The sequence below is a fragment of the Bacillus pseudomycoides DSM 12442 genome (assembly GCF_000161455.1).
Taxonomy (GTDB): Bacteria; Bacillota; Bacilli; order Bacillales; family Bacillaceae_G; genus Bacillus_A; species Bacillus_A pseudomycoides.
The window spans coordinates 3119482-3133152 of record NZ_CM000745.1 but is presented as its reverse complement, the minus strand read 5'-3'; the positions used below and the strand labels follow the sequence as shown (position 1 = coordinate 3133152).

At 33.3% G+C, this 13671-nt stretch carries 16 protein-coding genes and 1 pseudogene; 16 read left to right on the top strand and 1 reads right to left on the bottom strand.

Annotation, left to right across the window (positions count from 1 at the left end; genetic code table 11):
• Positions 1–1023: 1023 nt before the first annotated feature.
• The 3 genes and pseudogenes from BPMYX0001_RS29555 to BPMYX0001_RS33675 all read left to right on the top strand — a co-directional run bounded on the left by BPMYX0001_RS29555 (position 1024) and on the right by BPMYX0001_RS33675 (position 2894).
• Positions 1024–1493 (top strand): annotated as a pseudogene (locus tag BPMYX0001_RS29555) (ArpU family phage packaging/lysis transcriptional regulator).
• Between the two features lie 41 nt (positions 1494–1534).
• The gene (locus BPMYX0001_RS29550) at positions 1535–2032 is read left to right on the top strand and encodes a site-specific integrase (RefSeq protein ID WP_240516974.1); all 498 of its coding nucleotides are present in this window, start codon (positions 1535–1537) and stop codon (positions 2030–2032) included.
• Positions 2033–2399: 367 nt separating this feature from the next.
• Positions 2400–2894 carry a hypothetical protein gene (locus BPMYX0001_RS33675; RefSeq protein ID WP_006095714.1) on the top strand — a complete coding sequence of 165 codons (495 nt, stop codon included), beginning with the start codon at positions 2400–2402 and terminating at the stop codon, positions 2892–2894.
• A 288-nt stretch (positions 2895–3182) separates the two neighbouring features.
• Here the strand turns inward: BPMYX0001_RS33675 and BPMYX0001_RS15750 are convergent, their stop codons facing one another.
• Positions 3183–3485, bottom strand: coding sequence for a WGxxGxxG family protein (locus BPMYX0001_RS15750; protein ID WP_033799058.1), 303 nt, complete (start codon positions 3483–3485; stop codon positions 3183–3185).
• Between the two features lie 345 nt (positions 3486–3830).
• Here BPMYX0001_RS15750 and BPMYX0001_RS15745 point away from each other — a divergent pair, with 345 nt between their 5' ends.
• From BPMYX0001_RS15745 to BPMYX0001_RS15685, 13 genes are all read left to right on the top strand, one after another.
• Positions 3831–4346, top strand: a complete 516-nt coding sequence (locus BPMYX0001_RS15745; RefSeq protein WP_018780953.1) for a DUF3231 family protein — start codon at positions 3831–3833, stop codon at positions 4344–4346.
• Positions 4347–4983: 637 nt separating this feature from the next.
• On the top strand, positions 4984–5172 hold the full coding sequence (locus tag BPMYX0001_RS15740) for a hypothetical protein (protein WP_231398641.1): 189 nt from the start codon (positions 4984–4986) through the stop codon (positions 5170–5172).
• A 208-nt stretch (positions 5173–5380) separates the two neighbouring features.
• Positions 5381–5623 (top strand): hypothetical protein, encoded by a 243-nt coding sequence (locus BPMYX0001_RS15735; protein WP_033796356.1) that lies wholly within the window; start codon positions 5381–5383, stop codon positions 5621–5623.
• A complete protein-coding gene (locus BPMYX0001_RS33175) occupies positions 5623–5931 on the top strand; it encodes an HNH endonuclease (protein ID WP_018780955.1) in 309 nt (102 codons plus the stop codon). Before BPMYX0001_RS15735 ends, BPMYX0001_RS33175 begins: the two co-directional genes overlap by 1 nt.
• Positions 5932–5933: 2 nt before the next feature.
• Positions 5934–6248, top strand: coding sequence for a hypothetical protein (locus tag BPMYX0001_RS15725; RefSeq protein ID WP_033796355.1), 315 nt, complete (start codon positions 5934–5936; stop codon positions 6246–6248).
• A gap of 189 nt (positions 6249–6437) precedes the next feature.
• The gene (locus BPMYX0001_RS15720; RefSeq protein WP_006095710.1) at positions 6438–6965 is read left to right on the top strand and encodes a P27 family phage terminase small subunit; all 528 of its coding nucleotides are present in this window, start codon (positions 6438–6440) and stop codon (positions 6963–6965) included.
• On the top strand, positions 6937–8601 hold the full coding sequence (locus tag BPMYX0001_RS15715) for a terminase large subunit domain-containing protein (RefSeq protein ID WP_033799697.1): 1665 nt from the start codon (positions 6937–6939) through the stop codon (positions 8599–8601). Before BPMYX0001_RS15720 ends, BPMYX0001_RS15715 begins: the two co-directional genes overlap by 29 nt.
• 16 nt (positions 8602–8617) lie before the next feature.
• Positions 8618–9964, top strand: coding sequence for a phage portal protein (locus BPMYX0001_RS15710; RefSeq protein ID WP_006095708.1), 1347 nt, complete (start codon positions 8618–8620; stop codon positions 9962–9964).
• Between the two features lie 16 nt (positions 9965–9980).
• Complete coding sequence (locus BPMYX0001_RS29545) at positions 9981–10946, top strand: tail fiber domain-containing protein (protein ID WP_006095707.1); 966 nt, start codon at positions 9981–9983, stop codon at positions 10944–10946.
• Positions 10943–12337, top strand: coding sequence for a BppU family phage baseplate upper protein (locus tag BPMYX0001_RS15700; RefSeq protein ID WP_033799057.1), 1395 nt, complete (start codon positions 10943–10945; stop codon positions 12335–12337). The genes BPMYX0001_RS29545 and BPMYX0001_RS15700 overlap by 4 nt, the downstream gene beginning before the upstream one ends.
• Positions 12338–12482: 145 nt before the next feature.
• Complete coding sequence (locus tag BPMYX0001_RS15695) at positions 12483–12707, top strand: hemolysin XhlA family protein (RefSeq protein WP_003210100.1); 225 nt, start codon at positions 12483–12485, stop codon at positions 12705–12707.
• A gap of 169 nt (positions 12708–12876) precedes the next feature.
• Positions 12877–13365 (top strand): hypothetical protein, encoded by a 489-nt coding sequence (locus tag BPMYX0001_RS15690; RefSeq protein ID WP_006095704.1) that lies wholly within the window; start codon positions 12877–12879, stop codon positions 13363–13365.
• Between the two features lie 35 nt (positions 13366–13400).
• Positions 13401–13670, top strand: a complete 270-nt coding sequence (locus BPMYX0001_RS15685; protein WP_003204293.1) for a BhlA/UviB family holin-like peptide — start codon at positions 13401–13403, stop codon at positions 13668–13670.
• Position 13671 lies beyond the last annotated feature (1 nt).

Genomic DNA, 13671 nt, shown 5'->3' with positions numbered 1-13671 from the left:
CCTAGAAAGAGGGTTCTAATGCCTAATAGGTTTTCACTTATTTTTATATGTATACGTTGGTGTCGCTGTAAGCGTGAAAATTAAATAATTGAAATCACAATATGTATACGCAAAAAAGAGCACTGGTATGCAGTGCTCTTCAAAAGATAGGTGTCAAAGAACACTGAGCCAAAGTGCTCTTTGAATCAATGAGTAGTATAAGATATGCTAATCTCAAGAAGGTGTTAACAAAATTATAAAAAAGCCCTCTATAAAAGTAGAGCGTATGAGTGAATATGCCTCATTTCCATAAGTTACAGCTATGGTATAAACGAGATTTGAAATGTTATACAGGGATGAAAAGGATGAATAATAAAAAATTCATTTTGGTATTTAGATTTTTGTATCAGAAAAGAGCACTTTCGAATAGTGCTCTTTAAGGAGCTAGTTAACATTTGTATGTAGATTATTAATATATGTGTGTATCAGTTAAAGGTGAAAATAAAAATTGCATTTTAAATAAAAGAGCAGCTAGCAAAAGCTAACTGTTCGGCTCCAAGGTATCTCCAAAAGGGGGACGGAGAAAGAAATTTAAATGAGTTTTGGCATACAGCCTATCTACATTATTGACGGAATACTCGTTAAATAAACGTGAGGATATTTTTAATAGTAGGATTTTAAAACACTTTTAATTTAGGGCTGATTCCAAAAAAGTGAAACACTAACAAAATATAATGTTATTAAAAGAGCAGTTCCTATAAGAATTCCTATGAGAACACCTATAAAAATCTTTGTCCATAAATTCTTCATCAATAGACCTCCTTTATGAAGAATATTAACATCTATCCAGAAATTGAACAAAATAATCCTTTTAAAAATTACTAAGACGAAAGAAAATGATATAATAATAGAAATTAAATATTTAGTCCTACTGGAAGAACCAGCGGATATCAAACTATTAAGAGTAATAACAATATTGCTCTGTGGTTTGGTGTCCGCTTTTTTTATTTTCATTAATAAAATAGACAAGGAGTGTTTATATATATGACACAATTGACATTCTTACCAAAAATTGACCGTAAAGCAACACAATCTCGATTAGAAGAGGTTCTTGAAAACGTTCGTATTTATAGACAATTTGGGATGATTAGAAATGAAATGAAGGTTACAGCTTCAGGTGAGATAAGATATCATGGACCAACAAATGTAGTAGGGAAACCAGCTGAAGATGTTGCTTTAGCGAATATAGGATTAAGTATAAGAGAAGAAAGGTTAAAACGCCTATCTTTTCAGATCGACAAGGCATTAAGTAGGTTTAGTAAGAATCAAAGAGACATTATTATAAACGTTATTTAGAAGATGAAGAAGTTTTTGATTATATGGTTTATAACGAGATTGGCATGAGTGAGCGCACATATAGACGTAATAAGTCTAATGCTTTTTATAAACTAGCTTTCGCTCTGAGATTAGAAGCATATGAGGTAGAAAAGCATTATGGAGGGGGTGATCTATGAATTTTGTCCAACCTATTCGAGAGCCAGAGCAAATATAACAAATTAAAGAATATCTAAAGGAAAATAATGAACGCAATTATATTTTGTTTGTAATGGGAATTAATACAGGTTTACGTATTAGTGATATTTTAAAGCTACGAGTTGGTGATTTAAAAGGTAGTCATATTTCAATGAGAGAAAAGAAGACGGGAAAACAGAAACGTATTCAATTGACACCAGCATTAAAAAGAGAATTACGTTGGTATATCGAAGAAAGAGATGATAATGAGTACTTGATTAAGAGTCGCGAAGGAAAGAATAAACCAATCGGACGAAGTATGGCATATAAGATACTTAGAAGTACTGCAGCAGAGTTTGGGTTAGACGAAATAGGAACGCATACATTACGTAAGACATTCGGCTATCATATGTATATGCAAACGAAGAATATCGCATTGCTGATGGAGATATTTAACCATTCATCCGAAAGAGTTACATTAAGATACATAGGTGTTAACCAAGATGCAATGGATAAAGCTATGACCAGATTCAAAATATAGCAACATCCTTTTTATTTTTTTGTCTTTTATAGTTACCCATTTTTTATGTGTTGTGTAACTCAAAAAGGAAAGTGTTATGAAGCTATGGATATCAAGGGATTCAGCGATAGGGGCAGTTACACAAAATATAAGATATGGGTAAGTCATAAGGCAAAACAAAAAATACTAAGACATTTTTTTATAAATTAATATCTTCTTATTGAAGTGAATCTAGTCGGTGCTTTTAATAAGAGTATTTCCTATATTTTTAGGGGTGTCTCTCAAAGTGTATAATTTTGGTTATTTATTATGAAATTCAGTATACAATTATATTTTTATATAGTATGATTTAACGGTATTAAATTTATTAGGGAGGAAATAGATTATTATGAAAAAATTTGTAAAAGCAATGATATTATGTTTTGTTATTTTTGCTATTTATCCTACTACAAATGCTTTTGCAGCTAATACATATGTAGCTGGAACTGATGGAGAATGGAAGGAACTAGAAACAGTAGGAACGTGCCCTTCTAAAATATGGGTTTTTAACTTATATGCCGATAATGGAAACTCAATATATAATGGTTGGGTGAAATCTGGACAAGATTGGTATTATATTTCTAGACGTATTATGGTTGATCCAGGCAATAAATGCATTAATTCTACTACAAATGGATGGATGGTGATAGACCGTGGTTCTGCAGGAGAAAGATGGTATTTATTTGCTCCAGGAGGAAAATTAGTTCAAAAGTCAGGTTGGGAACAAAACGCACAAGGAAAATGGATGTATTTTATTCCAGGAGATTATGGACTTGCAACAAATGAATCATTAGTAATTGACGGGACAAAATACTATTTTGATAGCAACGGTTATATGAAATAATAGTGAAAAAGAAGAATACTTGAAGGAGTATTCTTCTTTTTTATTTTCGACAATGTCAGATATGGGTAAGTGAAGCGACGGTATAAAAAAGAAGCGTTGTTCGTTAAATGGACGTACCGCTCTATTACCATCAAGTTAAGAAATTCATTGAATAGTATCCGTTTTTATATAATTATTATTGATTTTGAAAAAATAAAAAATCGCCTTATTAAAGGCGATTCATAGTTTATTCATTTTGCATTTTTTTGATGAATAAGTATCTTTTTAAGTTAAATGCAATGTTCTACATTAACGTCTTTCTGGTTCTTTTTCTTTTCTTCTAAGACCGAATAAACCTACTAGTCCTAATAAACCAAGCCATGCCCAATTATTATTTTTACGATTATTATTCAAATCATTTGTTGTATTCACATTTCGAGTTCTAGTATCATAATTAACTCTATTCATGTTATCGTCATTAACTCGAGTTGTAATATTATTATTGTTAACTCTATCCGTATTATATCCATCGTATTCAGCATGGACGCTTGTACCAAAAACCAAAATAGTTAGTAATAGGGCACCTAAAATAGATGACAGTTTTTTCTTCATGGTTTTCCCTCCTTTCATATTTAGTAATGTCTCCAGTTCCTTTAGACAATATTCGTTTAAGAATATATAAATTCATTTGAGTTAAAATTATGATAAATATCTTTAATTTCTATTATTAAAAGTACTGATAATAATGGATTATGTTAATTGAAATATATGTGTTATTTATATGAATAATTTTTTTGTAGCAGTACATTCTATAAGGTGTAATTACTATATATGGGTAAGGTGTGCCTTATGAGTTATAAGAACTTATTTTCTTTAACCCGGAACATGGTTGGGAAAATTTTTTCTATAGTAAGAGTTGTTATTAAAAGTTTAATTTCTTTAAGGAGGAATATTTTAATGGGTGTTTTAAGTGGAAATCCACAAAATGAACCAATGCACTACGGAGAAGTCTTTGGGATTTGGAGTTATCTTGCAGCGGCACAAGGTGCAATTGCTGGATATCAAGTTCTTATTAACCACACAGGAGACGAGGATTTAAAGAAATTTTTAGAAAATCTTGTAGAGAATGATATCCAATCAGAAGTTGAAGAATTAAAAAATTTATTAAAATTAAATGGTGTTGCATTACCACCAGCACCTCCAGAAAGACCAGTTGCATCTATTGAAACGATTCCTCCAGGTGCTCGTATTAATGATGCAGAAATTGCAGCTAAAGTTTCCATGGATCTTGCTGCTGGATTAGTAGCATGTAGCCAAGCAATGGGACAATCTCTTCGAGAAGATGTAGGAATGATGTTTGGTCAATTCCATATGAAAAAAGCACAAGCTGGAGCTATATTACTTCGTCTGAATAAGAAAAAAGGTTGGATTATTCCGCCTCCATTACATGTTCAACAATCAGAACAAGCATAACACCTTAATAGAAATCCAATTTATTCTTTATGGTTGTTGCAGTGGGCTTGTCTAGGGAAATAAAGGTTATTGGCGAATTAAAATAAGTGGCAGAGTCGTGACCGCTTTTTGGCCGTAAATGTGCCGGTTGTTTTAGAATCACCATGTTATATTTGTATTGTGAGAAGTGGCGGAAAACACTTCTCACAAGGATACCTTTATAATTCTAAACGGCTTCATATTGACGGCATAATTTAAAATCCGTAACCAGCTTTAATGGTATTGATTGAATGATCTCGTTAATATAGGAGGGCTTTTTGCTCTTCTCTCAGGAACTTGATACTGTGTAGATGCAGTTGTGCAAACAACATTGGCTTCTTGAGAAAAGAATAAAACTTCATTTACCGTATTTAAATTACAAATTAATAAGTAGTGATATAGCATCCATTCGGGTGCTTTTCTTTGTTATATAGAAATTACACATTAAACTAGTGAACATTTGAATGAGACAAGCATATACTACTTGTACCTCATTAACTTTAGTAGCCTTGACTTTCGTTAATGGGATTCTCGTAATCCCTTAAAAGGAGCGCTCGCGGAAACGGGTGCTCTTTTTATTATATAAAGCGGATAGTTTTAACAGGAAGGAAGATAAATGATGGACGAAATACAACGATTTATTGCTAACAATACACATCAACTTGGATATATTATGGAAGAAGCTAGCAGGAAGTGGAAAGAGCAAGACCCTAAAGGCGCCTTGACAGTGGGACCATGTAAAGGAGTTATAGATTCTTATGGTAGTTATTATGATCTTTTAGAAAAGTTAGCATGCCTTCAAGAATGAAAGAACATTAAGCATAATGATTAAACCAATATCAATTATCCTAGGCGCTGCCGTTATCGGTTTAGCGTCTTATTTTATTGTGAGGAAGTGATGGGGTGTTTTGGTTAGGAGGTCTTATGGGATACTTCATAGGTACACTTGTTACTTTATTAGTAGTATATTTTGGTTATCGCATTGGTGAGGATAAAGAAGGTTAAGGGGTGAAGGAATGAACATTAATATTGAATCACTTAGAGAAGCCTTTAACAAGTTAGCGTATGAATTATATAAAGTAATCTCTCAGTTGTTTTCTAGCTACTGGGAACAAATTAAAGAACTTTCAGCAAAGTATATGGAGTATAAGTTGGAACGTCCAGAGCGTCCAGTATATGGATACGTTAAACATAAAGTAATAAGATCACAGGTTATGTATCGTAAGCCTATCTGTGTACGAGCAAGGATGGTGTGCTAATGATTGACTATATTAAACTCATAAGAGAAGGAAAACTTATGAAGTTCTACAAGTCTAAAGAGTGGAGAGAGCTAAGGCTTAAAGCTTTAAAGCGAGATAACTATGAATGTCAGATGTGTAAGTCAAAAGGTAAATACAAACCTGCTGAGAATGTGCATCATCTTAAAGAAGTAAAGACGCATCCACATTTAGCATTAGACTTGGATAACTTACAATGTTTATGCATTCGATGTCATAATGAAGTACATGATCGGTTAGATAAGATTGAGAAGAAAAAACCTAAGTTCTTGAATGAGGAACGGTGGTAGCTATGATTATTGTGGATGGTAGTTGGACATTCGATACTGACTTAATGATTCAATATGCTGATACTGATAAGGAAGAACGAACTTCATATGAACGTGACATGTTGAATCAGTTTAGAAAGTATTCTTACTGGCGTTACTGTCAGATAAGAGACTGTGTTAATCCAAGGAAGTGCAAACGACTTAAACTTATTGATGTAAGAGAAAGATCGCAAGATGAAGAGAAATTAAAATTTACTATAGATATTCTAAAGATTTCTAGTGAAGAAGTCTTTTTTATTTTAGATTTTATCGAAACATACTTTGAATTAGTTTCCTAAAACCCCCCCGGTCAAAAATTTTAGCTTTTTTTCTGGGGAACCATTCAACGGGGAGGGGACGTCGGAAAAAATATTTTTTGATTTTCTCACGTGAGGGGGAGGGGTGCACACAAAATACAGGGTGCATCCTTTTTAAATTCGTTTAAAACCGCCTCAAATTCGATGTATGGAAAGAGGTGGTGAATATGGATGAATAATAATGCGACACCTCAAGAAGTCGCTCACAGTGACTATTTAAGCGGTATGAAGTATAAGGACATTGCAGAAAAATATGCTGTTTCTATTAATACCGTAAAGTCATGGAAAAAGAGATATGGGTGGCAAAGAGAGGGTGCACACAAAGTTCAAAAGGTTGCACCTAAAAAAACAAGGGTGCACACAAAACCAAAGCCGAAAATAAACAAGCTAAAAGAGACTATCAAACAGGATTTAATGAACCAATTAGAAGAAAACGGAACATTTGGCGCACATTATACTGATTTAGTATCTGACTATATGGCACTTTGGGACATTAAAAACAATCTCATTCTTGATATAGAAGAAAGGGGTGTTGTTGTTGATTGGTTGAATGGAAAGCAAAGGGGCAAAAAGAAAAATGAAAGTATTAGTGAACTAAATAAAACGAATGCTCAAATGCTTAAACTTTTAGCAGAACTAGGATTGAAAGCAACAGAAGTAGATAAGGATGATGATGATGACGAAGACGAAGACGTATAATTATCACCCCTACATTGATGATTACATGAGAATGGTTGAAAATGGAGAAATTCAAGCTTGTAAAGAACAAAAACAGCTTATGGAATTTCTACGATGGAAATTAGATCAACCAAACGTTGTAATAGATGCAGAAGCAATTGAAAAATCAGTGAGTGTTCCAGCACCTTATTTTCCTTTTCAATTGTTCCCTTGGCAGAAGTTTTGCAATGCATTTATATTTGGCGTTCGTTATGATGATGGTCGATTGATGTTTGATCGCTTTTTTAATTTATTAGGGCGTGGTGCTGGTAAGAATGGTTGGATGGGTTATGATGGTTTTTTTATGCTGACATCACATCATGGAATACCAAACTACGATATTGATATTGTTGCAACATCAGAAGATCAAGCAAAAACCTCATTCGAAGATGTTTACAATGTTTTAGATGATCTAAAACATAAGAAAAAAATGAAGAAGAATTTTTATAAGTCTCAAACATTGATTCAACATAAACGTACAAAATCAAAAATGAACTACAATACATCAAATGCTAGAACAAAAGATGGTAAGCGTTCTGGTATTGTTATTTTCGATGAGATACATGAATATGACAATTACAAGAATATAAAGGTATTTACTTCTGGTCTTGGTAAAAAGAAAGATCCACGTATTTTCTATATTTCTACAGATGGTTATGTTCGTGGTGGTGTTCTTGATGATTTAAAAGAAGAAGCAAGAGCAGTATTAAATAAAGAGTTGCCAGATTCCACATTATTTCCGTTCATTTGTAAATTAGATGATCCGTCAGAAGTAGATAATGAAGAAATGTGGGAAAAAGCGAATCCATCATACCGATATAATCCATCTTTACAACAAAAAATGCGTCAAGAATACTACGATATGCAGAAAAACAGTTCATTACGTATTGAATTTATGACAAAACGAATGAATTCACCAGTTGAAGATTCTAGAAAAGAGGTTGCAACCTATGAAGATAGATTAGCAACAGATCAACCTTTTCCAGAGAATCTAAAGGGTATTGATGCAGTAGGCGGTATTGATTTTGCAGATGTTCGAGACTTTTGTTCTGTTGGTTTGTTATTTAAACATGATGGGAAAAGATATTGGATACAGCACACTTTCATTCATCATATGGCTTTAAAATTGCAAGATATCAACCCCGATATTATTGAAATTGCAAAAGAAAAAGGTTTATGTACGATTGTTTATGATAAATCCATTGATGCAGATCGTGTTGTAAATTGGTATTTAGAACAAGCAAAAATATTTAATATCAAGAAGGTCGCTTGTGATAGTTTCCGTGCTTCCATCTTAGAGGAGAAATTCAAGGAAACGGGGATTCCTTTAGAAGTTGTGAGAAGAGGCCCGATTACACATGCAAAATTAGCACCATTAATTGATGAGATGTTTATTAAACAATTAATTGTGTTTGGTGATGATCCGTTAATGCGTTTGTATGTAGGGAATGTTTATGTAGATGAAAAAGGAAATGGCAACAAAGAGTATTGCAAGATTGATAAAGAGAAACGGAAAACAGATGGTTTCTTTGCTTTTACTCATGCTTTAACACAAGATAGTGAATTAACAGAAGCAAAACCATTTTCTGTTGATGCATTTAAGGTAAGAACTTACTAGAAAGGCAGGTGAGGGAATGGGGTTAATTGATTGGATTGGTGGTTGGTTTGGAAAAAGGAGCAGGGCAGATTTAAAAAGTTGTTTTTATGAAGCTTCCATAGATTACTTCTTTAAAAAACTGGCTGTTAATACTTGTGTAGATTTAATTGCGAATACGCTTGTTCGTTGTGAATTTCAAACATTTGAAAAAGGAATAGAAGTTCGAAAGGGAAATCACTATTTATTTAATGTGCAGCCCAACCAAAACCAAAATGCTTCACAATTTATGCATAGTTTAGTCTCACATTTAATTTATGATAATGAGTGTTTAGTAATTATGCATAACGATCAACTATATATTGCAGATAGTTTTAGCAAAGAAGAATTTGCATTAAAAGAAAATATATATAAAGGCGTTACTGTTAAAAACTTCACTTTTACCGAAAAGGTATTTAAAGAGAGTGAGGTTTTTTATTTTCAATTAAATGATGAAAATATCATGAATGTAATTGATGGTTTATATAGTAGCTGGGGCAAATTAATTACTTCTGCTACAAGTATTTATAAGCGTTCTAATGCAATGCGTGTTGTGGTGAAAGGTGAATTTTTAAGAGCGCAAACACCAGAAATGCAACAACAAATGGATGCAATGTTCAATGAACAGTTTAAAGCGTTTTTTGAAGCGGATAATGCAGGTGCTGTGTTCCAATTACAAGATGGATATACATTAGAGAATTTTAGTAACACTTCCAAAGGAAACAAATTAGATAGTCGAGATATTAAAGCACTTGTTGATGACATTATTGATTTTGTTTCAATGGCTTTTCATGTACCAAAAGGAATGTTAAAAGGTGATGTTGTCGATGTCTCCAAGCAAACAGATAATTTCCTTATGTTCTGTATTAATCCGCTTGTAGAACTTATTGCAGATGAAATAAATCGTAAGTTTTATAAGAAGGAAGAGTACTTAGAACGAACATATTTAAAAGTAGATACGAGTCGTATTAAATATGTAGATATTACACAACTAGCAAGTGCTTGTGATGTGTTCTTTAGAATTGGTGCAAATTCAATTAATGATATTTTACGGATGTTAGGACGTGAACCAATTAATGAGGAATGGGCAAATAAACGGTATGTTACGAAAAACTATGAATCAGTTGAAAATGCAGCAGCATTAGGGGGAGGTGATGAGAATGACAGTAACGGAAATTCCGAAAATCAAAATCGATTTGAGGTACTTAATAGCGCTAATACTGAAGAAGCAGACTTATATATGTATGGAACTATTTCAGCGTATTCTTGGTATGAAGGTATCTCAAGTAGTAAAGTGCGAGAACAGTTAAAGAATATTACAGCCAAAACAATTTATACGTTTGTTTGAGTCAGACATTACCCGTATGTTTTTAGGATATTATATAAATTCAAGAAAAGAAATGCAGCCCACCATCTTTTTAGGTGGAAACGATGATATAACCGCTTCACAAGGGGCAGTAGCAATATATCAACAATCTGACTCATATCCCAAAGCTGGCGGTATTGGTATCACAAGAGGGTATATAAGCGGAAGTAAAACAGATTTGTACTTTCCAGCAAATATTTTCTTTGACCAAAACGGAAAGATGATTATTAAAGCGGAAGATTCTTTAAATATAGATGCATTATACTCATACATGAATTTAACTGCTGCAACAGATTTCGCAGCGAAAAGTAAAAAGAATCTCATGCTTGAAGCGACTGAAGAGAATATGCATTTTACAGCAGGAAAAGGATTCCTGTTTCATCAAAACGGAAAGAGAATCTTTTCGGTAAAAACTTCTTCTAGCGGTGATACAGACTTAGTGCTTCAGTATTCTTTGCTACGAAATTCTAATTCTGCAAATGGATACCTTCAAGTTATGTCTGGCACTGGTTCATTTTATGGTGGGATTTTAGCCGCTGATTTTAAAGTATCATCAAAGAAAAAATACAAGACAAACATTCGTGATATTGGATTTAGTGCATTAGATAAAGTAATGGATTGGGATATTAAACAATACAACCTTAAAACAGATATGGCAAAACTTTATGATATGCGTATGAATCGAAAAGAAGGAGAACCACCAATTACTACTGATGCAATTTCAACACATTATGGTTTAGTTATTCCAAATGAAGAGGAAGAAACAGGTGTAGGTTTATATGGTATGCTCTCACAATTAACAAAAGGGTTTCAAGAATACGTAACAAAAACAGATGCTAGAATTGAAAAAATAGAGCCACAACAGCCTAAAGGAAATGTAAAGCATAGAGGAAGATCAAAACGCACGAGAAGACCACCTAAACGCCTTGAAAAAGGTGCGATTGAAAGGAGCGTAACGAAATGAGAAATGAAGTAATTATAATTGATTTGGCTGATCCAGTATTCACAAAAACCATTCGTTTACGCCAAAATGATAAAAATGGTTTAAAACTAACTGTATATCTAAAAGATAATGGTAGAGTAGTTGATTTAACTGGATATGTAGCAAAGTATGAAGCAACAAATAATAAACAGTTTATTCGGGATGATGCCAAAATTATTGATGTAAATAATGGAATCATTGAATATATATTACCTGCTAAAGCGGTCTCAACTTCTAACGAATGGATGGCTTATTTTGTTATAGAAAAGGGAGATTCAGAACGTACAAGCACACCAGATATCCGAATTGTTTTAAGAAGAGATGTCAAAGAAGGAAATATCAAACTGGAAAGTTATATTTCTGATTTTGAAAAAGCCTTGGAACAAGTAGCAGGATATAGAAAAGAAATTGATGATACAAATAAACTAATCGTAGAGTTAACAAAATTAATTAATGCAAATAATGTTCAAGTGCCAAAAATCACAACAGATGTAGGTGGTGCGTTAATCTCGGTTAGTGATCCTACAAAAAATATTCTTGATGAAATTGTAGCCAGAGGACTAAGGATAAACACAATTTATTGTCATGGCAGTGTGCAAGGAAATACACCTAACGCTAAATCGTGGCGTGGTATCTCATTTATAAATTCCCCTACTTACGGATTTATTTTTGCAAAAGATTATCAAAACAAACTCTGGACTAATTATATTGATGATGCAAAAGGTTGGTTAGGATGGCAGGAACATCCATCATTTGAAGATGTGAAAAAACTGTTCTCATTATGGGGATTTGACGAAAAGAGATTGCTTTTGAATGGTAAATCAATTTTAGAAGAAGAAGCTGATGCTCTAGTCATTAGTAAAGATACGAAATATAAAAAAGTTAAAGTTGAAGCTGATCTCTTAATCCACAATAAACTTCAAGCTCCTTCTAATGCTGCTGTTTGGTTTCATAAAGAAAAACGCTACAATAGCGGAAAGTGGATTGTAGAGTTTAACGATAAACCACGTTGGGGTTTTAATAGAAGTGTAGATCGTTCTGGTGGTCTATTTCACATTAAAGAAAGTGGTATCTATGATATACATGCTTACCTGTCTGCATTAGCCCAAACAGCGGATGCTGAACATATACTTGAAATCCACATATTAGATGCAAGCAGAAAAACAATTGAAGAACATGAAATTGCAGGAGAAATTACGGGCTATGTAAGTAAATGGGTTAGGATGACAGGTAGTTTTCAGTGGTACTTTACAGCAGGGCAAAAATTCAAAGTTGTTTATAACAATAAAGACAAAGATCAGATTTATGTTTGGGAAGCAAGAACTACCGTTACCCAGTTATCAAAAGGTTTAGATGAAAATAATGCGGTTTAATAAGAAAGTGTACAGAAGTAGGCTTTTTTATTTTGGATAAAATACGGCTTTGATACGCAAACATCTGAATTACATTCACAGTGAATAGGGTTGTCTCATAATATATAAAGATTGATTTATTAAGGTGGATGAAAGGTGTGAGCGTATGGAAGACGTATATAAAAAAATTGACAGCCTAAAAACGGAACAAAAAGAAATCATGAGAGATATTCGCAATTTAGAAACTCGTACAACTATTAACGAAAAAGACATTTCTACAATTAATAGGCAGTTAGAAAAAATTAGCATGAATACCACATGGATTTTGCGAATTGTTATTAGTGCAATAGTTATGGCAGTTTTAGGATTGATAATAAAAGGTGGTATTTAAAGTATATGTTTAAATGTGATTATAAAGGGGGACAATCGTCTCTCTTTTTATTTTGCTCGAAAGGAGGTGATAACGATGTAGAAAAGATAAGACAGAATGCGGTAAAAGTAAGATTCAATTAAAGAGAATCAAAAAATCAAACAACAAAATTCAAGGGAGATGTTCAATAATGACTAACAATGAATTAAAACAAGAGGTAATTAAAGAGATTCAACAACAATTCGGATTAATTCCAGGATTCTTCAGTGAGGATAAGGAAGCACAAGCTATCTTCTTAAATAAAGGTAATTATGAAAGCAGTGTTTGGATGGATGGCGAAGGACTCTTTTATATGGATGATGTAGCTTTCGAGGAGCTTCCTGTCACTAATGCAGTACAAGACGGGGATACACCTCTAACGCTTCGCAAGCATGGGAACTGGGTGCATATCACAGGAGCTGTACGATCAGTTAAAAACCGTCAAGTAATTGCACGTATCACTCCAGATATTGCACCTCATCAGGATTCTTACTTTGCGGCAAGTGCTTTCCTGTCCTCTAACGTTAACTTACCTGTAGCAGTTACAGTGTTAGTAACTAAGGACGGAACTATCTCTATGTATCTCACAGAAGCTACGACTCACTATGTAGCATTCTCGCTATCATATCCAATTAAGTGATAACGAGCAGAAAAATATAATTAGTTAAAAAGGAGATGAGAACATTGGAAGAACAGGTTTTCAATGTAATGCTATCACAGGGCGCTTTTGGCGCTCTTTTTGTTTGGCTTTTATTCTCAACAAGGAAAGAGAGTAAAGAGTTATTAGATTCTACTCGTCAAGAAAATAAAGAGCGAGAAGATAAGTATCAACAAGTCATTGAAAAGAACCAGGAAGTCATTGAAGAACAAGCTAAATCATTTGGTTCTCTATCTAAAGATGTATCAGAAATCAAACAAATTCTTGGTACGAAAGGTGAGAAATAAT

Bases quoted from the DNA above. Each gene is read 5' to 3' on its own strand.
- BPMYX0001_RS15690 (WP_006095704.1), top strand. From the start codon at position 12,877: ATGACTAACAATGAATTAAAACAAGAGGTAATTAAAGAGATTCAACAA.
- BPMYX0001_RS15745 (WP_018780953.1), top strand. From the start codon at position 3,831: ATGGGTGTTTTAAGTGGAAATCCACAAAATGAACCAATGCACTACGGA.
- BPMYX0001_RS15695 (WP_003210100.1), top strand. From the start codon at position 12,483: ATGGAAGACGTATATAAAAAAATTGACAGCCTAAAAACGGAACAAAAA.
- BPMYX0001_RS29545 (WP_006095707.1), top strand. From the start codon at position 9,981: ATGTTTTTAGGATATTATATAAATTCAAGAAAAGAAATGCAGCCCACC.
- BPMYX0001_RS15735 (WP_033796356.1), top strand. From the start codon at position 5,381: ATGAACATTAATATTGAATCACTTAGAGAAGCCTTTAACAAGTTAGCG.
- BPMYX0001_RS15725 (WP_033796355.1), top strand. From the start codon at position 5,934: ATGATTATTGTGGATGGTAGTTGGACATTCGATACTGACTTAATGATT.
- BPMYX0001_RS15715 (WP_033799697.1), top strand. From the start codon at position 6,937: ATGATGATGACGAAGACGAAGACGTATAATTATCACCCCTACATTGAT.
- BPMYX0001_RS33175 (WP_018780955.1), top strand. From the start codon at position 5,623: ATGATTGACTATATTAAACTCATAAGAGAAGGAAAACTTATGAAGTTC.
- BPMYX0001_RS33675 (WP_006095714.1), top strand. From the start codon at position 2,400: ATGAAAAAATTTGTAAAAGCAATGATATTATGTTTTGTTATTTTTGCT.
- BPMYX0001_RS15750 (WP_033799058.1), bottom strand. From the start codon at position 3,485: ATGAAGAAAAAACTGTCATCTATTTTAGGTGCCCTATTACTAACTATT.
- BPMYX0001_RS15720 (WP_006095710.1), top strand. From the start codon at position 6,438: ATGAATAATAATGCGACACCTCAAGAAGTCGCTCACAGTGACTATTTA.
- BPMYX0001_RS15700 (WP_033799057.1), top strand. From the start codon at position 10,943: ATGAGAAATGAAGTAATTATAATTGATTTGGCTGATCCAGTATTCACA.
- BPMYX0001_RS15685 (WP_003204293.1), top strand. From the start codon at position 13,401: ATGAGAACATTGGAAGAACAGGTTTTCAATGTAATGCTATCACAGGGC.
- BPMYX0001_RS15740 (WP_231398641.1), top strand. From the start codon at position 4,984: ATGGACGAAATACAACGATTTATTGCTAACAATACACATCAACTTGGA.
- BPMYX0001_RS15710 (WP_006095708.1), top strand. From the start codon at position 8,618: ATGGGGTTAATTGATTGGATTGGTGGTTGGTTTGGAAAAAGGAGCAGG.